The organism is Polaromonas sp., from assembly GCF_018780625.1.
Classification (GTDB): Bacteria; Pseudomonadota; Gammaproteobacteria; order Burkholderiales; family Burkholderiaceae_C; genus Polaromonas.
The window spans coordinates 1-18,350 of the sequence record NZ_JADMJK010000252.1; the positions used below are offsets into that span (position 1 = coordinate 1).

General features: G+C 59.0%; 19 protein-coding genes, 1 tRNA gene and 3 pseudogenes. 12 read left to right on the forward strand and 11 right to left on the reverse strand.

The genetic code is table 11. The features are described from left to right. Positions 1 to 480: 480 nt before the first annotated feature. Both IV091_RS17870 and IV091_RS17875 read right to left on the reverse strand, forming a co-directional pair. Entirely contained in the window at positions 481 to 1,098 is a 618-nt protein-coding gene (locus tag IV091_RS17870; protein ID WP_293470752.1) for a hypothetical protein, read from the reverse strand. A 352-nt stretch (positions 1,099 to 1,450) separates the two neighbouring features. After that, positions 1,451 to 1,590: pseudogene (locus IV091_RS17875) on the reverse strand (helix-turn-helix domain-containing protein); the annotation flags it as partial. A 994-nt stretch (positions 1,591 to 2,584) separates the two neighbouring features. Here IV091_RS17875 and IV091_RS17880 point away from each other — a divergent pair. The 5 genes and pseudogenes from IV091_RS17880 (at position 2,585) to IV091_RS17900 (ending at position 5,794) form a co-directional block, all read left to right on the forward strand. After that, positions 2,585 to 3,358 (forward strand): hypothetical protein, encoded by a 774-nt coding sequence (locus tag IV091_RS17880; RefSeq protein ID WP_293470754.1) that lies wholly within the window; start codon positions 2,585 to 2,587, stop codon positions 3,356 to 3,358. Positions 3,359 to 3,395: 37 nt separating this feature from the next. After that, a pseudogene (locus IV091_RS17885) lies at positions 3,396 to 3,750 on the forward strand (IS4 family transposase); the annotation flags it as partial. Positions 3,751 to 3,962: 212 nt separating this feature from the next. Continuing rightward, positions 3,963 to 4,039, forward strand: a tRNA-Met gene (locus tag IV091_RS17890). Between the two features lie 145 nt (positions 4,040 to 4,184). Next, entirely contained in the window at positions 4,185 to 4,571 is a 387-nt protein-coding gene (locus IV091_RS17895) for a hypothetical protein (RefSeq protein ID WP_293470755.1), read from the forward strand. A gap of 578 nt (positions 4,572 to 5,149) precedes the next feature. Continuing rightward, positions 5,150 to 5,794, forward strand: a complete 645-nt coding sequence (locus IV091_RS17900; RefSeq protein ID WP_366807022.1) for a DNA/RNA non-specific endonuclease — start codon at positions 5,150 to 5,152, stop codon at positions 5,792 to 5,794. Positions 5,795 to 5,857: 63 nt separating this feature from the next. Here IV091_RS17900 and IV091_RS17905 read toward each other — a convergent pair. Then, positions 5,858 to 6,517, reverse strand: a pseudogene (locus IV091_RS17905) (isocitrate lyase/PEP mutase family protein); the annotation flags it as partial. Between the two features lie 44 nt (positions 6,518 to 6,561). Here IV091_RS17905 and IV091_RS17910 point away from each other — a divergent pair. Next, complete coding sequence (locus IV091_RS17910) at positions 6,562 to 6,750, forward strand: helix-turn-helix domain-containing protein (RefSeq protein ID WP_293470757.1); 189 nt, start codon at positions 6,562 to 6,564, stop codon at positions 6,748 to 6,750. 147 nt (positions 6,751 to 6,897) lie between these two features. On the opposite strand, the gene IV091_RS17915 is transcribed toward IV091_RS17910, so the two are convergent. Both IV091_RS17915 and IV091_RS17920 read right to left on the reverse strand, forming a co-directional pair. Further along, complete coding sequence (locus tag IV091_RS17915; protein WP_293470759.1) at positions 6,898 to 7,323, reverse strand: heme-binding protein; 426 nt, start codon at positions 7,321 to 7,323, stop codon at positions 6,898 to 6,900. A 143-nt stretch (positions 7,324 to 7,466) separates the two neighbouring features. Then, a complete protein-coding gene (locus IV091_RS17920; RefSeq protein WP_293470761.1) occupies positions 7,467 to 8,210 on the reverse strand; it encodes a GntR family transcriptional regulator in 744 nt (247 codons plus the stop codon). 164 nt (positions 8,211 to 8,374) lie between these two features. Here IV091_RS17920 and IV091_RS17925 point away from each other — a divergent pair, with 164 nt between their 5' ends. Genes IV091_RS17925 through IV091_RS17945 form a run of 5 tightly spaced genes read left to right on the forward strand, consistent with a single transcriptional unit; the run spans position 8,375 to position 12,278 of the window. Continuing rightward, the gene (locus IV091_RS17925) at positions 8,375 to 9,355 is read left to right on the forward strand and encodes a tripartite tricarboxylate transporter substrate binding protein (RefSeq protein ID WP_293470763.1); all 981 of its coding nucleotides are present in this window, start codon (positions 8,375 to 8,377) and stop codon (positions 9,353 to 9,355) included. 55 nt (positions 9,356 to 9,410) lie between these two features. Then, positions 9,411 to 10,325, forward strand: coding sequence for an NAD(P)-dependent oxidoreductase (locus IV091_RS17930; protein WP_293470765.1), 915 nt, complete (start codon positions 9,411 to 9,413; stop codon positions 10,323 to 10,325). 47 nt (positions 10,326 to 10,372) lie between these two features. Next, complete coding sequence (locus tag IV091_RS17935; protein WP_293470767.1) at positions 10,373 to 11,131, forward strand: ABC transporter substrate-binding protein; 759 nt, start codon at positions 10,373 to 10,375, stop codon at positions 11,129 to 11,131. 24 nt (positions 11,132 to 11,155) lie between these two features. Continuing rightward, a complete protein-coding gene (locus IV091_RS17940; protein ID WP_293470768.1) occupies positions 11,156 to 11,431 on the forward strand; it encodes a tripartite tricarboxylate transporter substrate-binding protein in 276 nt (91 codons plus the stop codon). A gap of 46 nt (positions 11,432 to 11,477) precedes the next feature. Next, positions 11,478 to 12,278 carry an SDR family oxidoreductase gene (locus tag IV091_RS17945; protein WP_293470770.1) on the forward strand — a complete coding sequence of 267 codons (801 nt, stop codon included), beginning with the start codon at positions 11,478 to 11,480 and terminating at the stop codon, positions 12,276 to 12,278. 38 nt (positions 12,279 to 12,316) lie between these two features. Here the strand turns inward: IV091_RS17945 and IV091_RS17950 are convergent, their stop codons facing one another. The 4 genes from IV091_RS17950 to IV091_RS17965 form a co-directional block, all read right to left on the reverse strand. Continuing rightward, a complete protein-coding gene (locus tag IV091_RS17950) occupies positions 12,317 to 13,306 on the reverse strand; it encodes a recombination-associated protein RdgC (protein ID WP_293470771.1) in 990 nt (329 codons plus the stop codon). Between the two features lie 151 nt (positions 13,307 to 13,457). Beyond that, entirely contained in the window at positions 13,458 to 14,012 is a 555-nt protein-coding gene (locus IV091_RS17955) for an NUDIX hydrolase (RefSeq protein WP_293470773.1), read from the reverse strand. A 78-nt stretch (positions 14,013 to 14,090) separates the two neighbouring features. Then, entirely contained in the window at positions 14,091 to 15,089 is a 999-nt protein-coding gene (locus IV091_RS17960) for a tripartite tricarboxylate transporter substrate binding protein (protein ID WP_293470775.1), read from the reverse strand. A 44-nt stretch (positions 15,090 to 15,133) separates the two neighbouring features. Continuing rightward, on the reverse strand, positions 15,134 to 15,907 hold the full coding sequence (locus IV091_RS17965; protein ID WP_293470777.1) for an Asp/Glu racemase: 774 nt from the start codon (positions 15,905 to 15,907) through the stop codon (positions 15,134 to 15,136). A 129-nt stretch (positions 15,908 to 16,036) separates the two neighbouring features. On the opposite strand from IV091_RS17965, the gene IV091_RS17970 reads away from it, so the two are divergent. Then, the gene (locus tag IV091_RS17970) at positions 16,037 to 17,053 is read left to right on the forward strand and encodes a LysR substrate-binding domain-containing protein (RefSeq protein ID WP_293470779.1); all 1,017 of its coding nucleotides are present in this window, start codon (positions 16,037 to 16,039) and stop codon (positions 17,051 to 17,053) included. Here IV091_RS17970 and IV091_RS17975 read toward each other — a convergent pair. Beyond that, entirely contained in the window at positions 17,040 to 17,735 is a 696-nt protein-coding gene (locus IV091_RS17975; RefSeq protein ID WP_293470781.1) for a fumarylacetoacetate hydrolase family protein, read from the reverse strand. The two genes, IV091_RS17970 and IV091_RS17975, sit on opposite strands and share 14 nt — an antisense overlap. Positions 17,736 to 17,829: 94 nt before the next feature. Continuing rightward, the coding region (locus tag IV091_RS17980; protein WP_293470783.1) for a tripartite tricarboxylate transporter substrate-binding protein at positions 17,830 to 18,350 on the reverse strand (521 nt) is incomplete at its 5' end.

Here is an 18,350-nt window from a genome sequence, read left to right on the forward strand (position 1 = left end):
GCGCACTTGCATGGGGTGCAAGGGGTCGAAGGTTCGAATCCTTTCACACCGACCAATAGATACGGGGGTTAGCTGGTAAGTGCCTGCTAACCCCTTTGTCGTTTCTGGGTGTTCCATGGAAATTTAGCCACACCTTTAGCCACACCGCTGGAATTGCTGACCATCAGAAATTAGTTATCAGCGTGTCGTCGAGCGGGGTCTGGTGGTCGAATTGGTCACTTGAAACATTGCGCTTCGCCACCCCTGAAGAAAAAAAGCCGGGTCACTTTTCTTTTCGTCGGTACTTTTGGCGGTACTTTGCAAAGATCATCGGCCAGAACCTAGCATCCATGAGGGTTTGCGGGTGTTATTCGATGCCCTGCGGGAATCGGAATTTGCTGATTTTGAATTGATTCAAATGGGCGGTATTTTCTGCGCGTGGGTTAACAGGAGGTTTCCGTTCTGCCAATACGCCAGACTTTGCAGCCGCCCCTGCCCGGCCTATCTTCCCGCCTGCAACCGTTGAATCAACGTCATCAGCGAGCGGTTGACCTGTTCATTGACGCGCTCAAAACGATCTTCCAGCCGTTCAAAGGTCGCCGAGCGTTGCCACTTCGGTTTACCGGCCTTGATGAGCGCGTCAAGCTGGTGGTATCGGAAGTTTGCCCGGTCATGCGCCGATCCGCTCTGCGAGGTGTAGCTGACCCGCTGGCACTGACGGCAGGCAAAGCGCCCGGCGCGCATGAACAGCACTGTAGCGCGGCCACAGCACACCGGACACTGAAACCACGTCCTAGCGCCCCCGTAGCGGCACGGCGTCATGGTCGTCTGGATGGTCTGTGATGCGTCTGTGCCTTGCACCGCGTAGCCGAGCCGGATGAAGTCGTTACTCACCGATACGCCGATATTGGCCGTTACTTCGCCGCCGCGTGACCATTGCCAAGCGAATGATTGCCCGTCAATCAGGTAGCCCAGCTTGCGCCAAATCCGTATGTCCACCTTGAGCGTTTGCTCTGTCGGCTCGCTTGCGCATCGTGCTGGATCAGCCGTCGCCTGCGGCTCGGCTTGGCCGCCGTGGTGTTCGTGGCGGTTGTGGCACACGCCCGCTACGGCCATCATTCCCCGCTTCCACCGGCCAGGATAGTTGTCGCCGAGCGGTCAGGATAGTTGACATCGACCAACCGGGTGCGGGGTAGCGGCCCGACGCCACGCCAGCCCACCAATGGGATCGGCTAACGGGAACGTGCGCTAACACCGTGGGCAGTCGCCACAGGGCTATATCTGGATTTTGGGGAGAGGGAAGAGCGCCAGCCGTTGCAGTGGCGTTGCGGTGTTTACCGCTGGGAAATGGTTTTTTGAGTGAGCTTCTTCGGTCGGGGTCGCCGTCGTCTGAATCGCCGTCATCATCACTTGCAGCTACTTCAGGGCCATCCGTCACGCCAGCACTTTCGCCGCCACAGCCTTACTGCGCGAACCGTGCCAGCAACGCGTAGCCGGCCTTGGGGCTTATACCAAAGCGTCGGCACAACTCGCGCCGGTTGGCCCCTCCTGGCTCGCCAGTTCTACAAATTCTCGTTTGATATCCATCAGAGCTCTCGGTGTCCAGGGCATGGACTTCTCCTTGCGCGACTTGCGCAGGTGAAGTGTTTACTATGTCCTCGCACACCTGTTTCGTATGTTTCCGGTCCATACAGGTTTGAATAAACCTATCGTTGTGTCTTTTTAAATTAGACCGCCACATCTATGCCCGGTCAGCGTTCCATGGCCCCTTCGGCCGATGGCATGGACGGGCTGGTCCGGCGCATGGACGGCGAACCGGTGCGCCTGCTGCGCGGCGGTTTTCCGCATTAAAACCGGCTTCTACCAAAACCCGGCAGGCCTTATCGTTTCATGCCGGCTGCTGCGCGACAAATGGCTTTGTCGATGCATGGGCTTGCCTCTGGATTGCTTACTAAAAAGGGTACATGCCATGTTTAATTCTGGCTTCAACGAAGATCGGAAAGTGAAAATAAATCAAAACACAATATGTAACATATTTAGCGCAATAAAACATACCTAATTTGAGGGATGTTTAATAGGTGAAGTCATGCGTCAATTTCGTGAAGTAATTCCGATTTTTCAGGCTGCCGAATCGGTCCCGGATTTTATAAATGGCATGACAGGCCGCGATTTCTCATGCTCATTCATTGAGGCAAAAGCTTGGAATGCGTCCGTTTGAATACTCGAAAATCCTTTGATGAGCTACTTTATAAAAACAGCAAAAAGTCAATAATAGCTATATTTATAAATGGATGGTAGCTATTGTTTGTATAGCAAACTGATTGCTTTTCAAGCAACTCGAGCCCCCGGCAGCTTTCAGTTGGTATTTTCAATAAATCAATAAATTTTATAAAATTTCGCACCAGATTCATCTTTCAAAACCTCCGGCAATGGGTGGCAAACAAGGTGGTCATGGCGGGCATCGACGCCTACCTGGCTCGACAATAAAAACAGCAGAAATAAGCCTCCTTGAAGTCATAATTAGTTACGAATTTATTTGTAGTTAAAAGTTAGATGTGTAGATTTTTAGGTCTGCACATCGAATTTTTGAAGCCGGGACCGGAAAATGAACACATTAAGCGGCTATATCTGGATGGCAGTGCTCTGTACTCTTGGCCTGGTGGTCATTGGCGCATTGTTCTATGCGTGGCTTGCCCGCCGTGCCGTGCATATTCGGCAATCGATTCCCGCCAACTGGCCGCTGGCCAGGCGCCCGTTGGTCAACTCCGAGGAGTCCCAAGTCTGGCACTGGATGTGCCAGACCTTTCCCATGCATCAGGTCAACATCAAAATTCCGGTTACACGCTTTACCCATCCTCTTGCGGGCGAGCAGCGTGAGAACCTGTACAAATTGCTGAACGGGGTGTACTGCACTTTTACCGTCAGCGCGCCGGACGGACGTGTCGTGGGTTGCGTGGATGTGATCGGGGTCAACGGCCTGGCAAGCGCAAACTGCCAACTCAAGCAAGCGTTGTTGGTCAAGTGCGGCGTCGCTTATCGCGTCCTCAGGCCGCTCAGCCTGCCGACAATCGCCGAGATTCGCAGCGATTTTTTGGGTGAAGCCGTTTTGGACGAACCGGCAGCGCAAATCAAGCCTCGCGAAGGCCGTTATCGGGAATTTGAAGAAGCTCTGCTGGCTGAAGCCCGGCTGAAGCTGAGCACGGCGCTGAACCGGCAGCGCCGTTTCCGCGAGGGCGAATTCACGTCCTTGACGCCGGATACCTACAGCCCTGCAATGGCGCAAGCTTCCAAAAGCAGCCAGGAGGGAATCGATGGCAAGGACCTCGGCCTGCTGCCGGGCTGGCAGCGCAATTCCTTCCTGGCGCCTCTGGACAGCTGACCTCGCCAGTGACATGGCGGCGTAAGCCGGATACCCGGAGCTCGGAAGCATCGAGAAGATTGAGCGGGCGCTGGTGCTGTCCATGGTGGTGGCCTGGCGCATCGCGCGCCTTATGCGCCTGGGGCGCACCTGCCCGGAGTTGAACGCGCAGCTCATGTTCGAGCCCGATGAGTGGAAGGCCGCGTTCATCCTGAAGCAAAGGAGCCCCCCGGACACGCCGCCCACGCTCAGCGAGGTGGTGCGCCTGGTTGCCCGGCTGGGAGGCTTTCTGGCGCACGGGCGATGGCGAGCCGGGCGTGAAAACCATCTGGCTGGGCATGCAGCGCATTCTGGACTTCGCCGCTGGCGTCAGGTTCTCACGCGAGCTTCAGGCGGCAGGGAGTTGTGTATAACGAAATGGGTTTGAAGGGGACGGGTTTCAATGCTTTTCCATGCCTATCCATGCGACAGCACTCATCAAAATATTTACATCGATCTCCACCCCTTGCGCATTTTGAAATCAGCCGATTCAATCTGTCGTCGGGGCCTTGCTGACCAAGCCTTACATTTCAACGCCACGAAAAACATGATTGTGCCTTGGCAGGTGCTATAGTCACTTTCTTGACGCGCGGTGGAGCAGCCTGGTAGCTCGTTGGGCTCATAACCCAAAGGTCGTAAGTTCAAATCTTGCCCGCGCAACCAAATATTGATTAAAGCGCTCTTGTCGCTGACCAGAGCGCTTTTTTGTTTCCGATTTCTGCCTGTAGAGCGGGACCAGCGTCAAAGACATGAAGTCCTTTCTTTTTGTCTGGGTGTGATATCCAAATTACACCACTGCCGTAATTGCTTGGCGATTTTCAATACTGGCCATGCGCTGGGTTTCCATTTCAGCAAGATCGAATACCTACCCGTGCCTATGATCGTTGCGACACACCTCGTTCCAAAGGGGTTCTCAGCCCTCTCACTGTGGCCGTTTATTTTTGTGCGGCCAGCGCAGCGCAGCAACATCGCCTTGATCGAACACGAGATGGTGCATTACCGCGAACAAGCGTGGATCACGCCGTTATGGGTGCTGCTTTATCTCGCTTCCCGAAAATTCCGGCTTCAGGCAGAGGTTAGGGCTTACACCCGGCAGATTGAAATGGGTGGCGTCACACGCGAGCAGGCAGCCCATGCTTTGCTGGGATACCGGCTGGGCATCACGTTCGGAAAAGCCATGCAGGCCCTGTCTTGAAAGTGGTGCGAACGTCTGCACTGGTCAACGTGTAGTTCGCATTCCGAAATCCTGGCGCCGATTCATTGTGGCCATGGCAAGGGCTTTCCGCGCTCCACGCACAGAAATTTTGGCGCTCATCAACAGACTTGTATTGGTCAGTGAGTTCGCCCTGAAACAGGCCATTCACCTTATCGCTGGTGTTGTTCAGTAAGGCCATTTCTGTCTCCTGCAAAGTCCCGCTCCCCGGAGCGCTTTCACGTAACCCCCATTTTTGAAGGCATCGGCTCGTTCATGCCTGTGCCTCCCGTTCAATGATGAAAAAACGAAAATCACCCCCGAGTTCCCGCATCCGTCACAAACCCCACCTGATTTCCACACTGCTGGTACTGGTCCTTGGTCTGTCCTGTTATTCATGCACCGAACTCCCCGCTGGTCGCGAGTTGGTGGCGGCCAGCATTGGCCTGGAAGCCCTGCTCAGGGGGCTGGGCACAGCGGCGCGCGAGTATTCGGGTACAACTGCGGCCCCGTCCGAGTCTGTGTCTGTGTCGCGCCCGGGCTATGCCACTGACTATTTTTCAGCCTGCCGGAATTTCTTTGTGAACGGAAAGCCGCCTGTGGTCGCGCCCAGGCCTACCAACCGTGCGCTGTGCTATGACGCCTTTGCCATCCTGCATTCCGGCGACAGTAAAACCGCCGTGTTTGTCGCAGAAAAGCTCAATCGGGCCTCGGTCGCCGATGCCGACGAGGAACGAACCGACAGATTTTTTGCAGATGCGCGGCTGCGGTCTGCCGAGCGCGCGACACTGGCCGATTACAAAAGCAGTGGTTTTGACCGTGGGCATCTGGCCCCTGCCGGCGACATGCCCACGGCGCAGTCGATGGCCCAGAGCTTTTCCCTTGCCAACATGGTGCCCCAGGCGCCAAAACACAATCAGGGCACGTGGAGAACCTCCGTCGAGGCCGCAACCAAAAAATACGCGGGCAGAGCGAGCGGTAATGTATACGTCATCACCGGCCCTGTCTTTGCGCCTAGCATCGTCCAAAGCCCGGGCATCGGTCCGGGTCACGTGCGAGTGCCCAGGTATCTGTTCAAGCTCGTTTATGACCAGGATAAAAACAGGGCATGGGCGCACTGGAATCTCAATGACAACGCGACCCGGGCCTCACGGCCTATCAGCTATGGCGAACTGGTCAGACGCACCGGGATTGAGTTTCTTCCCGGTGTAAATCCAGCGGAATGACATCCGATGTCGGCGCCGACGCAGTTTGGGCCCAAGCGCCAGTGGCCGCCTAACAAGCGCCTCACTGGTATTTTTTTCAATCGCATCCCAATGTGGCTTGCCGACAAGCCGCTGGCGCTCGGCAAACGATACAACCAAACCAGAGTCTTCATCGATGCGCTGCGTGTCCCGCAAGACCGTTAGCGCCTTCTGCATACCCGCCACGGCACCCTGCAGCGCGGCGTTGGCATACAGCACGATGCCGTAACCCAGTCCGCCAAGTTCTTCGGCATCAAATATGGGGTTTTTGCCGCCTATCACCATATTCATCAGTTGCGGCTTAGTCAGCCGCTGGGGTAGCACACGGATTTCCTCGGCGGTGGTGACGGCTTCGACAAACAGGATGTCGGCACCGGCTTCGCTGTACAACTGGGCTCGCTCGATCGCCGCCTCAAAGCCATGCACTGCGCAAGCGTCAGTGCGGGCCATGATGAGCAAATCAGGGTCGCGGCGTGCGTCCACGGCTGCCTTGATCTTGCCAAGCATTTCGGAAGTCGTAATGACTTCCTTCCCTGAAAAGTGGCCGCAGCGCTTTGGGCTGACCTGGTCTTCAATCTGGATGCAGTCCGCGCCAGCGCGCTCTAATGTGCGAACGGCCTGGTAAGTGTTCATTGCATTGCCAAACCCGGTGTCAGCATCGACGATCAGTGGTATCTCGACCGCATTGCGGATGCGGGCGGTATGCGTGTATTGAACCTGCGAGGTTCACAGAGTTGTTTCCTGAATTTATGGGTACCCAGCCGCCCGGCCAGCGCAAGACGTTGTTGCGCGAAGCGCGGCGCGCAGCAGGCCTGCAACGCGTGCGCGACGTGCTTGATTCCATGCTGGACGATCAGCGGAAAGCCTGCGAGAAACTTGGAATCAGCCGCGCCACCTTGTGGCGGCGTTTGCGCGCAATGGATGAAGCAGAAAAATAAGTCCGGCACCCATGGCCGTGCAGTTCACTGTATTGGAATCAGGAGGCGTCACTTCTGAGTCATCGAGCTGCCCGGCACGGATATCGCTCCGCATCTCCTTGTACGCATCTCTCAATGGTTGAGAACGGAAAAATCGTGAACGGGCTTTTAGCTTGAGCTCAACCCTGCAGCCTCAACACCATAGGCGCAAATAGCTTCATCTTCGTCGCCGGTGCCCCCGCTGGCGCCAACTGACCCCAGAATTTTCCCGTCGAAACTTTTAATCAGAACAGCGCCGGGCTGAGGCAGGAACTTTCCGCTGGACGTTGCAGCGAGAGAGAGGAAAAAATTTGGGTTGGCCTTTGCGCGCTCGCCAAGTACCCGGCTTGAGACACCCATACCGACCGCACCCCAAGCTTTGCCTGTGGCGATGTCAACCCGGAACATGCTGGCGCCATCTTCGCGCTGTACGGCCTTGACGTGACCCGCTTCATCGAGAACAACGACTGCCATTGGCTGATAGCCAAGTTCCTTGGATCGTTTGAGCGCAGATTCGATGATCAGGTTGGCTTGCGCCAGGGAAAGTGTTGTCATAAGGGTGCTCCAATGATGTGGCTGCTCGCCATGCGGCTTGCGGTAATGGCGGGTGAAAAGCTCGGTTTGAGGGTAAATTTTATAGCTGGATACAGACGGGACTTTACGTGCGACATCCGGCGCCAATCGGTGACGTGGTGTGTTTATCGCATTTCCACCACGTACTTGAATTGATCGGTCGTGACGTAAGAAATGCGCCATTCAATGGGCTGCCCGCTGTGGTCCTTCATAGTGCGCTCGATTCGCACCCCCAAAGTATTTTCAGGTTGCTTGAAAAGGGCGGCGTCGACATCTGGAAGCGGGCGCACTGAAAGTTCATCTGCGGCTTGCGAGATCAACACATCGCAAACTGAGTCGTAGACGGGATAGAGCAGTGAGGGAGAGTTTTTTTGCAGGTAAGTCTCAAGCTTGGCGAATTTTTGGTGCGGCAGATAGATATGTTCAGACAGCAGTACTACGCCACCAAGCGACCTGGTTCTATGCAGGTAGAGAATTTTGTCCTGCGGTTGAAGGCCGAGTTTCTGTCTGGCGGAAATTGGCGTGTGACGAACCTGAATTTTCAGTGTCGCCGTCTGCGGTAGCTCATGTGCCGTGGCAAGACTGAAGCCGACAAAGCGCAGCATGGAAATTCGTTCGAAAGCGCGGGTCACAAAGGTTCCGCGGCCGTGGATACGCTCAATCATTCCGTCGTCCACGAGTACCCCCATCGCTTTTCGCAGAGTCCCTAACGAAACGGAAAACTCCGCCGCCAGCTTGTCTTCGGAGGGGAGCGCTTGTCCGGTCGTCCATGCCCTCGCGCAAATCCGGCGCATCAACTCGTCTCGAATCTGCAGGTAGCGGGGCAGTCGGCGATCCGTCAATGCAGCGGGTTTGGTTTGTGTAGGCATGGCGAATGGATTGCCTATTGAAGGATGGTGCTCAAGCGTTGGAATTATCGCTTAAGCAAAAGCATCTGGCATATAGATATACTCCTATAGAGGACTTGCTGACATTGCGCTGCGCCTGTTTTTTCAGCAAGGTCGTATTAACCAAAAATCAACGGAGACAAGGTATGACGAAGCACGCTTTCACCAAATCGATCAAGTTCCTGGTTGCTGCCACGAGTCTTGTGGCGATCAATGCATTTGCGCAGGCCTACCCCACCAAGCCGATTCGAATGATCGTGCCCTTTCCTCCAGGCGGTGGTAACGACGTGATTGCGCGCTTTGTGGCGAGGAAGCTGGCGGTGCGCCTGGGGCAACCGGTCATCATCGAAAACAAGGCGGGTGCCAATGGCATCGTTGGCCTGACCGCAGTAGTACAGTCGGCCCCCGATGGATACACATTGGGCATTGCCGCTGCGGGGCCGATGGCCGTGAATCCCAGCTTGTACGACAAGCTTCCGTATAACCCGATCACCGACTTTGCGCCAATCACCAACATGGTGAATTACCCACTGCTTCTTGTGACGCACCCGTCGGTCCCCGCGAAAAATATGCGTGAGCTGCTTGCACTGGCGAAGGAAAAGCCAGGCACACTTTTCTATGCTTCACCCGGCAACGGAAATTCCGGGCACCTGGCAGGCGAACTCCTCAACTCGCTGGCAAAGGTCAACACGGTGCACGTACCCTACAAAGGGCAGGGGCCCGCCACGGCAGACCTTCTGGCCGGTCAAGTGCAAATGCTATACAGCAGCATCCCTTCCGTGCTTCCAATGGTTCAGCAGGGACGTCTCAATGCATTGGCAATCGGCAGTGCAAAGCGACTTTCGTCAATGCCGAATGTGCCTACGATTGCAGAAAGCGGCGTGCCAGGTTATGAGGCTTATTCCTGGATTGGCCTCGTGGCTCCAGCCAATACGTCCAAAGAAATCGTGACCAAGCTAAATCGGGAGGTGGTCGAAATTCTCAAGGAAAAAGATACCGGAGAGGAGCTCCTCAACCAGGGCGCCATTCCTGTCGCTGACACGCCTGAGCATTTTGCGAGCTACATCAAGGATGAAATTACCAAATGGGGCGCCATCGTGAAATCAGCCAACATCAAGCTCGACTGACCGGAAATTTTTGCTGTTTCTCCCGAAACCAATTTTGAATACAGGAAAATATTTGATGAGCAGTCCCGTTGTAGGAGTGATTGGCCTTGGAATCATGGGCGGCGCGATGGCCGAAGCGCTGATCAAGAATGGGTATCGCGTGACAGGCTATGACGTATCTGCGCCTGCACGCCTGCGCCTGAAAGCGGCAGGCGGGAAGGCGGTGAAATCTGCCACCGCCGTCGCGGATGGGGCTGACATTCTGATCGTCTCCCTGTCTACTTCTGCGTCCCTGATAGAAACGGTCGAGATGATTGCGGCTTCCAAACGGCGCGTGGAGGGTAACGGCCTTGTTGTGATTGAGACCAGTACCCTGCCCATGGAAGATAAGCACCATGCCATGAAGACCTTGCACAAGCAGGGGATCGAGGTGATGGACTGCCCGATCAGTGGCACCGCTGTCCGACTGAAGGATCGGGCCTGGACCGTCTTCGCCAGCGGCAGCAAGAAGGCGTTCAAGCGGGTAGAGCCCGTACTCAAGGTATTTACCGATAACGTGCCCTATGTGGGTGTGTTTGGCAATGGCACAAAGATGAAATTTGCGGCTAATCACTTGGTGGCCATCTACAACGTGGCGTGTGCCGAGTCTGTCACGCTGGCACGAAAGATGGGCCTGGACCCGCAAGACGTTCTTGATCTTTTTGGCGATAGCCCGGTGATCGGGACCGGTGTGATGCGATTGCGAATGCCATTCATGATCAGCCGTGAATATTCTCCGCCCACCATGAAGGTTGAGGTCTGGCAAAAAGACATGCAGGTCATTGGCGACATGGCCAAATCCGTCGATTGCCCGCTGCCCCTGTTTAGCGCCTGTGGGCCTATTTACAGTGCCGCCATGGCGCAGGGCCTGGACCAACAAGACACCGCCTCTGTCAGCGAAGTGCTGGCCAATATGGCAGGAATTCCATCCGGCAACCAGCACAAGCGCTGATTCAGCCGTCAATTAGACTGAGCGGGTACGCAACTAATGCGTCGCTAATGAAAATCATCATGACCAAGCCATCGATAGCGTCAGAGATCGCCCCGACGGGCAGACTTCGTGTTGCCATTAACCTCGGGAATCCCGTGCTGGCCGGTAAAAATCCGGCAACGGGAGCGCTTTGCGGCATATCGGTCGATTTGGCCAGGGAGCTTGCGATGCGATTGGGTGTCGATGCGGAACTTCTTGACTTCGATGGCGCCGGAAAATCTGTGGAAGCTGTCCGCGCAAAACAAGCTGACCTTGGATTTTTCGCGATTGACCCGGTGCGCGGAGAGGGGGTCAGCTTTACCCCGCCTTACGTGGTGATTGAAGGGGGTTATCTCGTACCTACGCATTCGCTGATTGTGAAGAACGAAGAGGTCGACCAGGCGGCCCATAGGGTGGTGGTTGGCGCTGGTAGCGCCTACGATTTGTACCTCACGCGACAGCTCAAGCATGCGCAAATCGTCCGGGCACCAACTTCTCCTTCGGTCGTGCCTACGTTCCTCGACCATCAACTGGAAGTCGCAGCCGGCGTGAAGCAGCAACTGCAGGCCGATGCCTTGCAGTTTCCCGGCGTCAGGCTCCTGCCGGGCAGCTTCATGACCATCTATCAAGCCATGGGCATTCCGGCCGCACGGAGTCCTGCCGCGCTCGGGTTTGTGAGCGATTTCATAGAGGAAATGAAGGCGACGGGCATCGTTGCGCAACTCCTTCGCCGTCACCACATCGAGGGCGCTGTGGTAGCTCCGCCCGGATACCCTCCTCATGGTTGATGTCCAGGTGCCCCCTTCATCAGCATGAACGAGCCAGGCTCGAACGGCTGTGGTGTTCCTGACTTTTTCGGCAACTCGTGGGTAGGAATTTTGGTCCCCGTCGCCACCCCGGCGGCCATCGTCACGCGCCTCAATACCGAGCTCAACGCCGTGCTGAATGACCCCGCAGTCCGTGAGAAACTGCGCCTGATGGGGATTGATGCAACACCGGGAAGCGCCGATCAGTTTGGCAGCGAAATCAAGCGCGATCTGGCGCGCTACGGACAGGTCGTCAAGCCTGCCGGCATCCGCATCGAGTAACCCCAGGCCCGCTAAACCCCGCCATCCCCGAACGTAAAGGCAGACCATGGACTTGCAACTGACGCAGCAACACATCCTCATCACCGGCGGAAGCAAGGGCATCGGCCTGGCGTGCGCCGCGGGTTTCTTGCGGGAGGGTGCCAGGGTCAGCCTGGTGTCGCGCAGTCAGGCCCACCTGGACGGTGCCCTGCAGCAACTGACGAGCGAGTTTCCCGGGATGCAAGGGCGCATCGGGCTGTTTGCGGCCGACCTCCAGGACGCCGCGCAAGCCGCCCAGGCGCTTGACGGTGCCGAGCGCCTGCACGGCGAGGTCGACGTGCTGGTCAATTGCGCTGGCGCGGCACGCCGCACGCCCCCTGACGAACTCAATGCGCAGGCCTGGCATGACGCCATGAATGCCAAATTTTTCACCTACGTCCACATGATTGATCTGGTGATCAAAAAAATGGGGCAGCGCGGTCGTGGCGCCATCGTGAACGTGGTCGGTGCCGGCGGCAAGGTGGCCAGCCCCATTCATTTGCCTGGGGGCGCCGCCAATGCTGCGCTCATGCTGATCAGTGCGGGCCTGGCCGCCGCCTACGGGCCGCGCGGCGTTCGGGTCAATGCCGTGAATCCCGGCGCCACCGTCACGGGGCGGCTGCAGTCCGGGCTGGAGGCGGCGGCCAGGCTGGAGCAGATCAGTGTGGAGCAGGCCTTGCGCCGGGCCACGCAGAGCATTCCCCTGGGGCGGCTGGCGCAACCGGAAGAAATTGCCAATGCCGTTTTGTTCCTGGCGTCTCCTTGCGCAAGCTATGTCACCGGGGTGATTTTGACCATGGACGGTGCGGCCACGCCCATGGTCGTGTGAGTTGCGGCCACGCCTTGCTGCGCGTCTGACCCGGGATCTCAGGCGGCGCGTTTGCGCTTGACGGTCTCGACCGGCGCGCTCGTTGGCGCAGGCGCGTTCCCATCGATCACCAATTCGCCGCCCAAGGCTTCCAGCAGGTCCGGAATCATCGCCGACAACTCGCCGGTGATGATGGCCACGTCGGTGTCAAAGCCGTCGTCGTCCTTGCCGCGTTCCTTTACGCCGTCCAGCACCACGTCAAGCAGCTTGATCTTGCGCACCTGCGCCATGTCGGTCAGCACCAGCGATACGCGGTCGTTCCACGTCATGCCCAGCTGGGTCGGCACTTTTCCCGACGCAATGTGCTGGGCGACTTCGTCGATCTCCAGGGTGTGGCGTGAATAGCGGACCGTCGACTTCTGGTCGTCGGGCATCTTGAGTTCGCAGTCGCGGTCGACCGTGAAGCTGACCGGCGCTTCGCGGCTGGCCAGCCAGTGCGCCATGGAAGCGCCGGCCGCCATCGTGGTTTGCACCGGTCTGGCCATGATGCCGGGGCCGCCGCCTGGCATTTCACTGAGGGTTTCCACCAGCTGGCTGATCACCCGGTCGGCGCCTGAGAGGCTGCCGGAGTCGACCACCAGAAATTTGTTGACGGGGTCTATCCACAGCGTCGTCTGCGAGCGTTTGGTGAACGCGCGCGGCAGCAGGCTCTGGATGGCTTCTTCCTTGAACTCTTTCTTGATTTTGGAGGGTACGCGCTCGTTGCCGGTTTCCTGCTTGTACTTTTCAATGCGTTCCTCCACGTCGGCCTTGACGGCGGAGGCGGGCAGCGGTCGGCGCTCGGTGCACAGCTGCAGGATGACCTGGCGGTTGATGCTCTCGACCATGACCGTGCCCTTCTTGCCGCGCGGCGGGACCCAGCCGCTCGATTCGGGCTGGGTGGCGCCGCAGGGCATGAAGCGGGCGGCCTGGAGGGCTTCCTCCAGCGCGTCCAGCGGGGGCATGACAAAGTCGTCGGAAATGCGGAAAAAGGAGGCGGATTTGAACATGGAATTCCGGGGTGTGGGGTGGCGGGAGGCGATGCTGCAGGCGCCATCGCTGGGTCAGCCGGCGCTGCGGGGCCGGCCGACGGGCTTTTCAAATTCTAAGGGACGCTGGTCGTGCCTGGCGCACTTGCTTACATTGACGCGGCAATGGCGCTCAGGCAATGTCGACCGTGTGGATGCCAAAACTGCCTTTGCGGCGGTCCGAAAAGTAGCGCTCCAGCGTGTGCTTGACGGTATGGAAGGCGATTTCGTCCCAGGGGATTTCTGCTTCGGTGAACAGACGCGCCTCTATGGTTTCATGGCCGGGGTTGAATTCGGCGCTGAGCAGCTGGGCGCGGTAAAACAAATGAACCTGCCCCACGCGCACCACGTTCATGATGGAAAAAAGGCCCTGCATTTCAAATTGGGCGCCGGCTTCCTCGTCGGTTTCGCGGGCAGCGCCTTGTGCGGTGGTTTCGCCCATTTCCATGAAGCCGGCCGGCAGCGTCCATTTGCCCCAGCGCGGCTCGATGTTGCGCTTGCACAGCAAGACCTGCGCGCCATCTTCGCCCCAAACCGGCACGGTGCCCACCACATTGAGCGGGTTCTCGTAATGCACGGTGTGGCAGGCGGGGCAAACCGCGCGTTCTTTGGTGTCGCCGTCGTCAGGCAGACGGTAGGCCACGGCGGTCCCGCAGACGCGGCAGTGTTTCAGGGGGGGGCGATGCATCAAATAAGTGTAGCGATTTTGTGCGGCGATGCACGCCGGCGCGACCAGGGTCCGCGCGCGGGCGGCGCTGGCCAGTCCCTATTCCGCCTTGATGCCCGCTGCCTTGATGGTCTTGGCCCAGAAGTCGGTTTCCTTCTTGACCAGGGCGTCCAGGGCTGCTGGCGGCAGATAGCGGAGTTCCACGCCGGCGCCATCGGCGCGGGTCTTGGTTTCCGGCAGTTCGAGCGCCGCCTTGATTTGCTGGCTGAGCTTGTCCACCACGTCGGGGGGTGTCGCCGCCGGCGCAAAAATACCGACCCAGGCTTCCAGTTCGAACCCTTTCAGACCGGCCTCTGCGGTGGTCGGCACGGTGGGCATGCCGACGTGGCGGCTTTTTCCGGCCACGGCCAGGCCTTTGAGCTTGCCGACCTGCACCTGTCCCATCACCGACGGGGGCGTGGTGATGAACACTTGAACCTGACCCGAGAGCACGTCCTGCAGCGCCGGGCCGGAGCCCCGGTACGGAATGTGGACCATGCTGGTTTTGGTTTGCAGCTTGAACATTTCGGTGCCGATGTGGGAGAGCGAGCCATTGCCCTGGCTGGCATAGCTGAGCTTGCCGGGGTTGGCCTTGAGGTAGCTGATGAATTCGCCGAGATTGTTGGCGGGCACCGAGGGATGAACCGTGATGACGTTGGTGGCCACCGTGATCAGTGCCACCGGCACAAAATCTTTTTGGGCCCACGGCAGTTTGGGCGTGAGGTTGGGATTTCCGACGTGGTAGGCCGAATAAGAGTTGAGCAGGGTGTAGCCATCGGGGTTGGCGCGGGCCACATGCTGGTAGGCCACGTTGCCGCTGCCACCGCCCCGGTTGTCCACCACGACCGCCTGGCTGGTCACCTTGGCCAGGGAATCGGAGAGGATGCGGGCAGAGGCGTCCACAAAACCGCCCGGTGGGTTGGGCACGATCAGCGTGATCGGCTTGGTGGGATAGGCTTGGGCCAGCGCCGCGCTGGTCAGCAGGGTGGCGGCAGCGCCTGCCAGCAGCCGGCAAAGCGGCCTGGCGCGAAAGGGTGTGTTTTGGTTCAACGTATTCATGGGGTCAGTCTCCTTTTTAATCATCAGCAACGAATCATCAGCAATCAATATCGGCCGGACAGCAAGGCGCCGGCGCCCGGCACGCGCCGCTCAAGCCCCAGGCTTTTCAGCAGGGCGTAGGTGGTGCAGACCGAACTGGACACCACCGGCAGCCCGCTGACCGCCTCGATCATGGGCACCGACGCCAGCGAGGGCATCTGCACGCAGGCCGAGGCGACGATGGCATCTGCGCCCCTGGTGTTGAGCTGCTTGAACAATTCGGCGGGTGCCTTCGGGTCGCGTGCGCCCACGGCCAGGTTGTCATGAATTTCGAGCGAGATGCTGTCGATCACTTCAATGCCTTCGTTTTCGATGTAGTCGATCACCAGCCGGGTCAGGGGTTTCATATAAGGCGCAATGATGGACACGCGTTTGGCGCCTATGGCTTGCAAGCCTTCCACCAACGCGCCGGCACTGGTGATGATGGGCGTCGGTGCGCCGTTGGCCACGGTGACGTCGTGCAGGCGGCGCTGGGATTCACGGTGGTAGCCATTGCCCATGCTCATGATCGCCACCAGGCAGGCGTAACCCATGGCGTCCACGCGAGCGTCCGACAGCTCCAGCGCGCAGCGATCAGAGTCGCAGTCCATGGCCGCCAGTTCTTCCTTCGTCACGGACTTCATGCGCATGCGGCTGGAGTGAAAGGTAAAGCGCTCGGGCAGTATCAGTTCGCGCGCCCGCAGCATGGCCGGAATCTCGGTCTCCATGGTGGTGTTGGAGCTCGGCACGATAAGGCCGATGCGGTAGTTTCGGCCTGACGGTTGTTCAGTCGCTTGCATGGTGTGTTTCCTGAGGGCGGTGAAAGAGCGGTGAGCGGGCGGTGACAGGCTCGATTCTTTGCTGTTTAATTCATACTGGCAAATACATAATCAAGATCAATCCATACTGAACCAAGATAAATACACGCCATGGAACTGCGCCAGATCCGATACTTCACGGTCCTTGCCGATGAGCTCAGCTTCACCCGCGCGGCACGCCGGCTTCATGTCTCGCAGCCGCCCTTGAGTTTTCAGATCGCCAGCCTGGAGGCCGAACTGGGCGCCAGGTTGTTTGACCGTACCAGCCGCAGCGTGGCCCTGAGTGCGGCGGGACAGGCCTTCTTGCCCCACGCGCAGGCGGTGCTGGCACGGCTGGACGAAGCGCGCAGCCATGTGACCCGCGTGGCCAGCGGCCTGCAGGGGCGGGTCCAGGTGGGCCTGGCCGGTTCCCACTTTCTGGGGCCGTTCCCCCAATTCATCCAGCAGTTCCGCCTGCAGCGGCCCGAGGTGGAGGTGGCGCTGAACGAGATGAAGCCGTCTGACCATTTGCAGGCGCTGCGCGACGGGCAACTGGACCTTTGCGTCTCGCGCAACCCGCTCAATGACGGGCAGATCAGCGCTGCATTGCTCTGGCGCGACCCCGTGGTGGTGGCCTTGCCGCCGGGTCACCGGCTGGCAAGCCGCAGCCAGCTCGGTCTGGCTGAACTGCATGACGAAGACTTTGTGTTCTTGCGGCTGGACTCTTCGCCCTTTGCCATGCGCCTGTTTGATGCCTGCGTGCAGGCTGGCTTTGCGCCGCGCATTGTGCAGCAGGTGGTGGAAGTTCCCGCTGCGCTGAACCTGGTGGCCGCTGGTTTGGGTGTGGCCTTGGTGCCGGCGTCCATGGCCATGCTGCGGGCCGATGCGGTCGGCATTTGCAGCCTGCTTGAGCCTGCCAGGGCCGCTGGCGCCGCTGGCACGGCAAGACGCACGCGAAAGGTGGCTGGCAGCGACCTCAATGTACATGGCCATCTCAATGGCGATGTCTATGTGCTCTGGCGCACCGAGGACGCCGCGCCTGCGGTGTCCCAATTTAAAAATCTGCTGCTCGATTGGGCTGCGACCCTGCCGGATTTTGCCCGGCAGGGCGTTGACCAGGCCAACGCCCCGGGATTTAGCCGACCTTGATGCGCAGCGTTTCCAGGCCCGCCACACCGCCCACCAAGGTGTCGCCCGCCACCACCGCCGCCACGCCTTCGGGCGTGCCGGTGTAAATCAGGTCGCCGGGCTGCAGTTCCCAGGCGGCGGACAGGTGCTCAATGGTTTCACCGATGTTCCAGATCAGTTTGGACACCTGGCTGCGCTGGCGGTCCTGGCCGTTCACCTGCAGGTGGATGTCGGCGTGCGCGATGTCGCCGGCCTGCGCGGCGGGCGTGATCGGGCCAATCGGCGCGGAGTGGTCGAAGGCCTTGCCGATGCACCAGGGGCGACCCTGCTTTTTCATCTCGCCCTGCAGGTCACGTCGCGTCATGTCCAGACCCACGGCGTAGCCAAAGATGTGCTTGTGGGCGTCCGCGGCCAGGATGTTCTTGCCGCCGGTGCCAATCGCCACCACCAGTTCGATCTCATGGTGCAGGTTCTGCGTCAGGCTGGGGTAGGGCATGCTGCCGGTGCCGCCAGCTTCAACCGCAACGATGGCATCAGCCGGTTTCAGGAAGAAAAAAGGCGGCTCGCGGCCGGTAAAACCCATTTCCTTGGCGTGCTCCTCGTAGTTGCGGCCCACGCAGTAAATGCGGTTCACCGGAAAGCGTTCGGGCATGCCCACAACAGGCACGGAAACCGTTGCGGGGGGGGCGAATACAAAACTCATGGCAATCTTCCTTCTGTGTAGTTGCCCTGTGCCTGATGCACCGGGCCGTTTGAAAAACTGAGCAGCATGCGGCGGGCCGTGGCCCGGCACTGGCCTATTCGATCTTGATGCCGCGCGTCTGGATGATATTGCCCAGAATGGCCGCTTCGTCCTTGATGCGTATCTTCAGGCCATCGGGCGACGTGCCCACCCCCTGCCAGCCCTGGTTAAACAGTTTTTGCCGCGTCTCGGCTTCGCGCAGGATGCGCGGCACCTCTTGGCCCAGGCGGGCCTGCGCTGCCTTGGACAAGCCGGCCGGGCCGATCAGGGCCGTCCACACCTCCAGGTTGAGCGGGGGCACACCGGCGTCGGTCAGTGGCGGCACATCGGGCACCAGCGACGAGCGCCCGCCGACCAGGCCAATCGCCCGGAGCTTGCCTGACCGCACATGCGGCATGGCGATCCCGGGCGGGATCAGCGCCATCTGTAGTTGGCCGCCCAGCATGGCGGTGACGATTTGCGGATTGCCGGGATAGGGAATATGCACTGGCGTCACACCCGGCATGCGGCTTTTGAGCAGTTCCATCCCGAGGTGGCCGACCGAGCCCTTGCCCACCGAGCCGTAGTTCCATTGGT

Bases quoted from the DNA above. Each gene is read 5' to 3' on its own strand.
- IV091_RS17880 (WP_293470754.1), top strand. From the start codon at position 2,585: ATGAACACATTAAGCGGCTATATCTGGATGGCAGTGCTCTGTACTCTT.
- IV091_RS17955 (WP_293470773.1), bottom strand. From the start codon at position 14,012: ATGCATCGCCCCCCCCTGAAACACTGCCGCGTCTGCGGGACCGCCGTG.
- IV091_RS17920 (WP_293470761.1), bottom strand. From the start codon at position 8,210: ATGCCTACACAAACCAAACCCGCTGCATTGACGGATCGCCGACTGCCC.
- IV091_RS17935 (WP_293470767.1), top strand. From the start codon at position 10,373: ATGAAAATCATCATGACCAAGCCATCGATAGCGTCAGAGATCGCCCCG.
- IV091_RS17975 (WP_293470781.1), bottom strand. From the start codon at position 17,735: ATGAGTTTTGTATTCGCCCCCCCCGCAACGGTTTCCGTGCCTGTTGTG.
- IV091_RS17925 (WP_293470763.1), top strand. From the start codon at position 8,375: ATGACGAAGCACGCTTTCACCAAATCGATCAAGTTCCTGGTTGCTGCC.
- IV091_RS17970 (WP_293470779.1), top strand. From the start codon at position 16,037: ATGGAACTGCGCCAGATCCGATACTTCACGGTCCTTGCCGATGAGCTC.
- IV091_RS17870 (WP_293470752.1), bottom strand. From the start codon at position 1,098: ATGATGGCCGTAGCGGGCGTGTGCCACAACCGCCACGAACACCACGGC.
- IV091_RS17930 (WP_293470765.1), top strand. From the start codon at position 9,411: ATGAGCAGTCCCGTTGTAGGAGTGATTGGCCTTGGAATCATGGGCGGC.
- IV091_RS17945 (WP_293470770.1), top strand. From the start codon at position 11,478: ATGGACTTGCAACTGACGCAGCAACACATCCTCATCACCGGCGGAAGC.
- IV091_RS17910 (WP_293470757.1), top strand. From the start codon at position 6,562: ATGGGTACCCAGCCGCCCGGCCAGCGCAAGACGTTGTTGCGCGAAGCG.
- IV091_RS17950 (WP_293470771.1), bottom strand. From the start codon at position 13,306: ATGTTCAAATCCGCCTCCTTTTTCCGCATTTCCGACGACTTTGTCATG.
- IV091_RS17915 (WP_293470759.1), bottom strand. From the start codon at position 7,323: ATGACAACACTTTCCCTGGCGCAAGCCAACCTGATCATCGAATCTGCG.
- IV091_RS17965 (WP_293470777.1), bottom strand. From the start codon at position 15,907: ATGCAAGCGACTGAACAACCGTCAGGCCGAAACTACCGCATCGGCCTT.
- IV091_RS17960 (WP_293470775.1), bottom strand. From the start codon at position 15,089: ATGAATACGTTGAACCAAAACACACCCTTTCGCGCCAGGCCGCTTTGC.
- IV091_RS17940 (WP_293470768.1), top strand. From the start codon at position 11,156: ATGAACGAGCCAGGCTCGAACGGCTGTGGTGTTCCTGACTTTTTCGGC.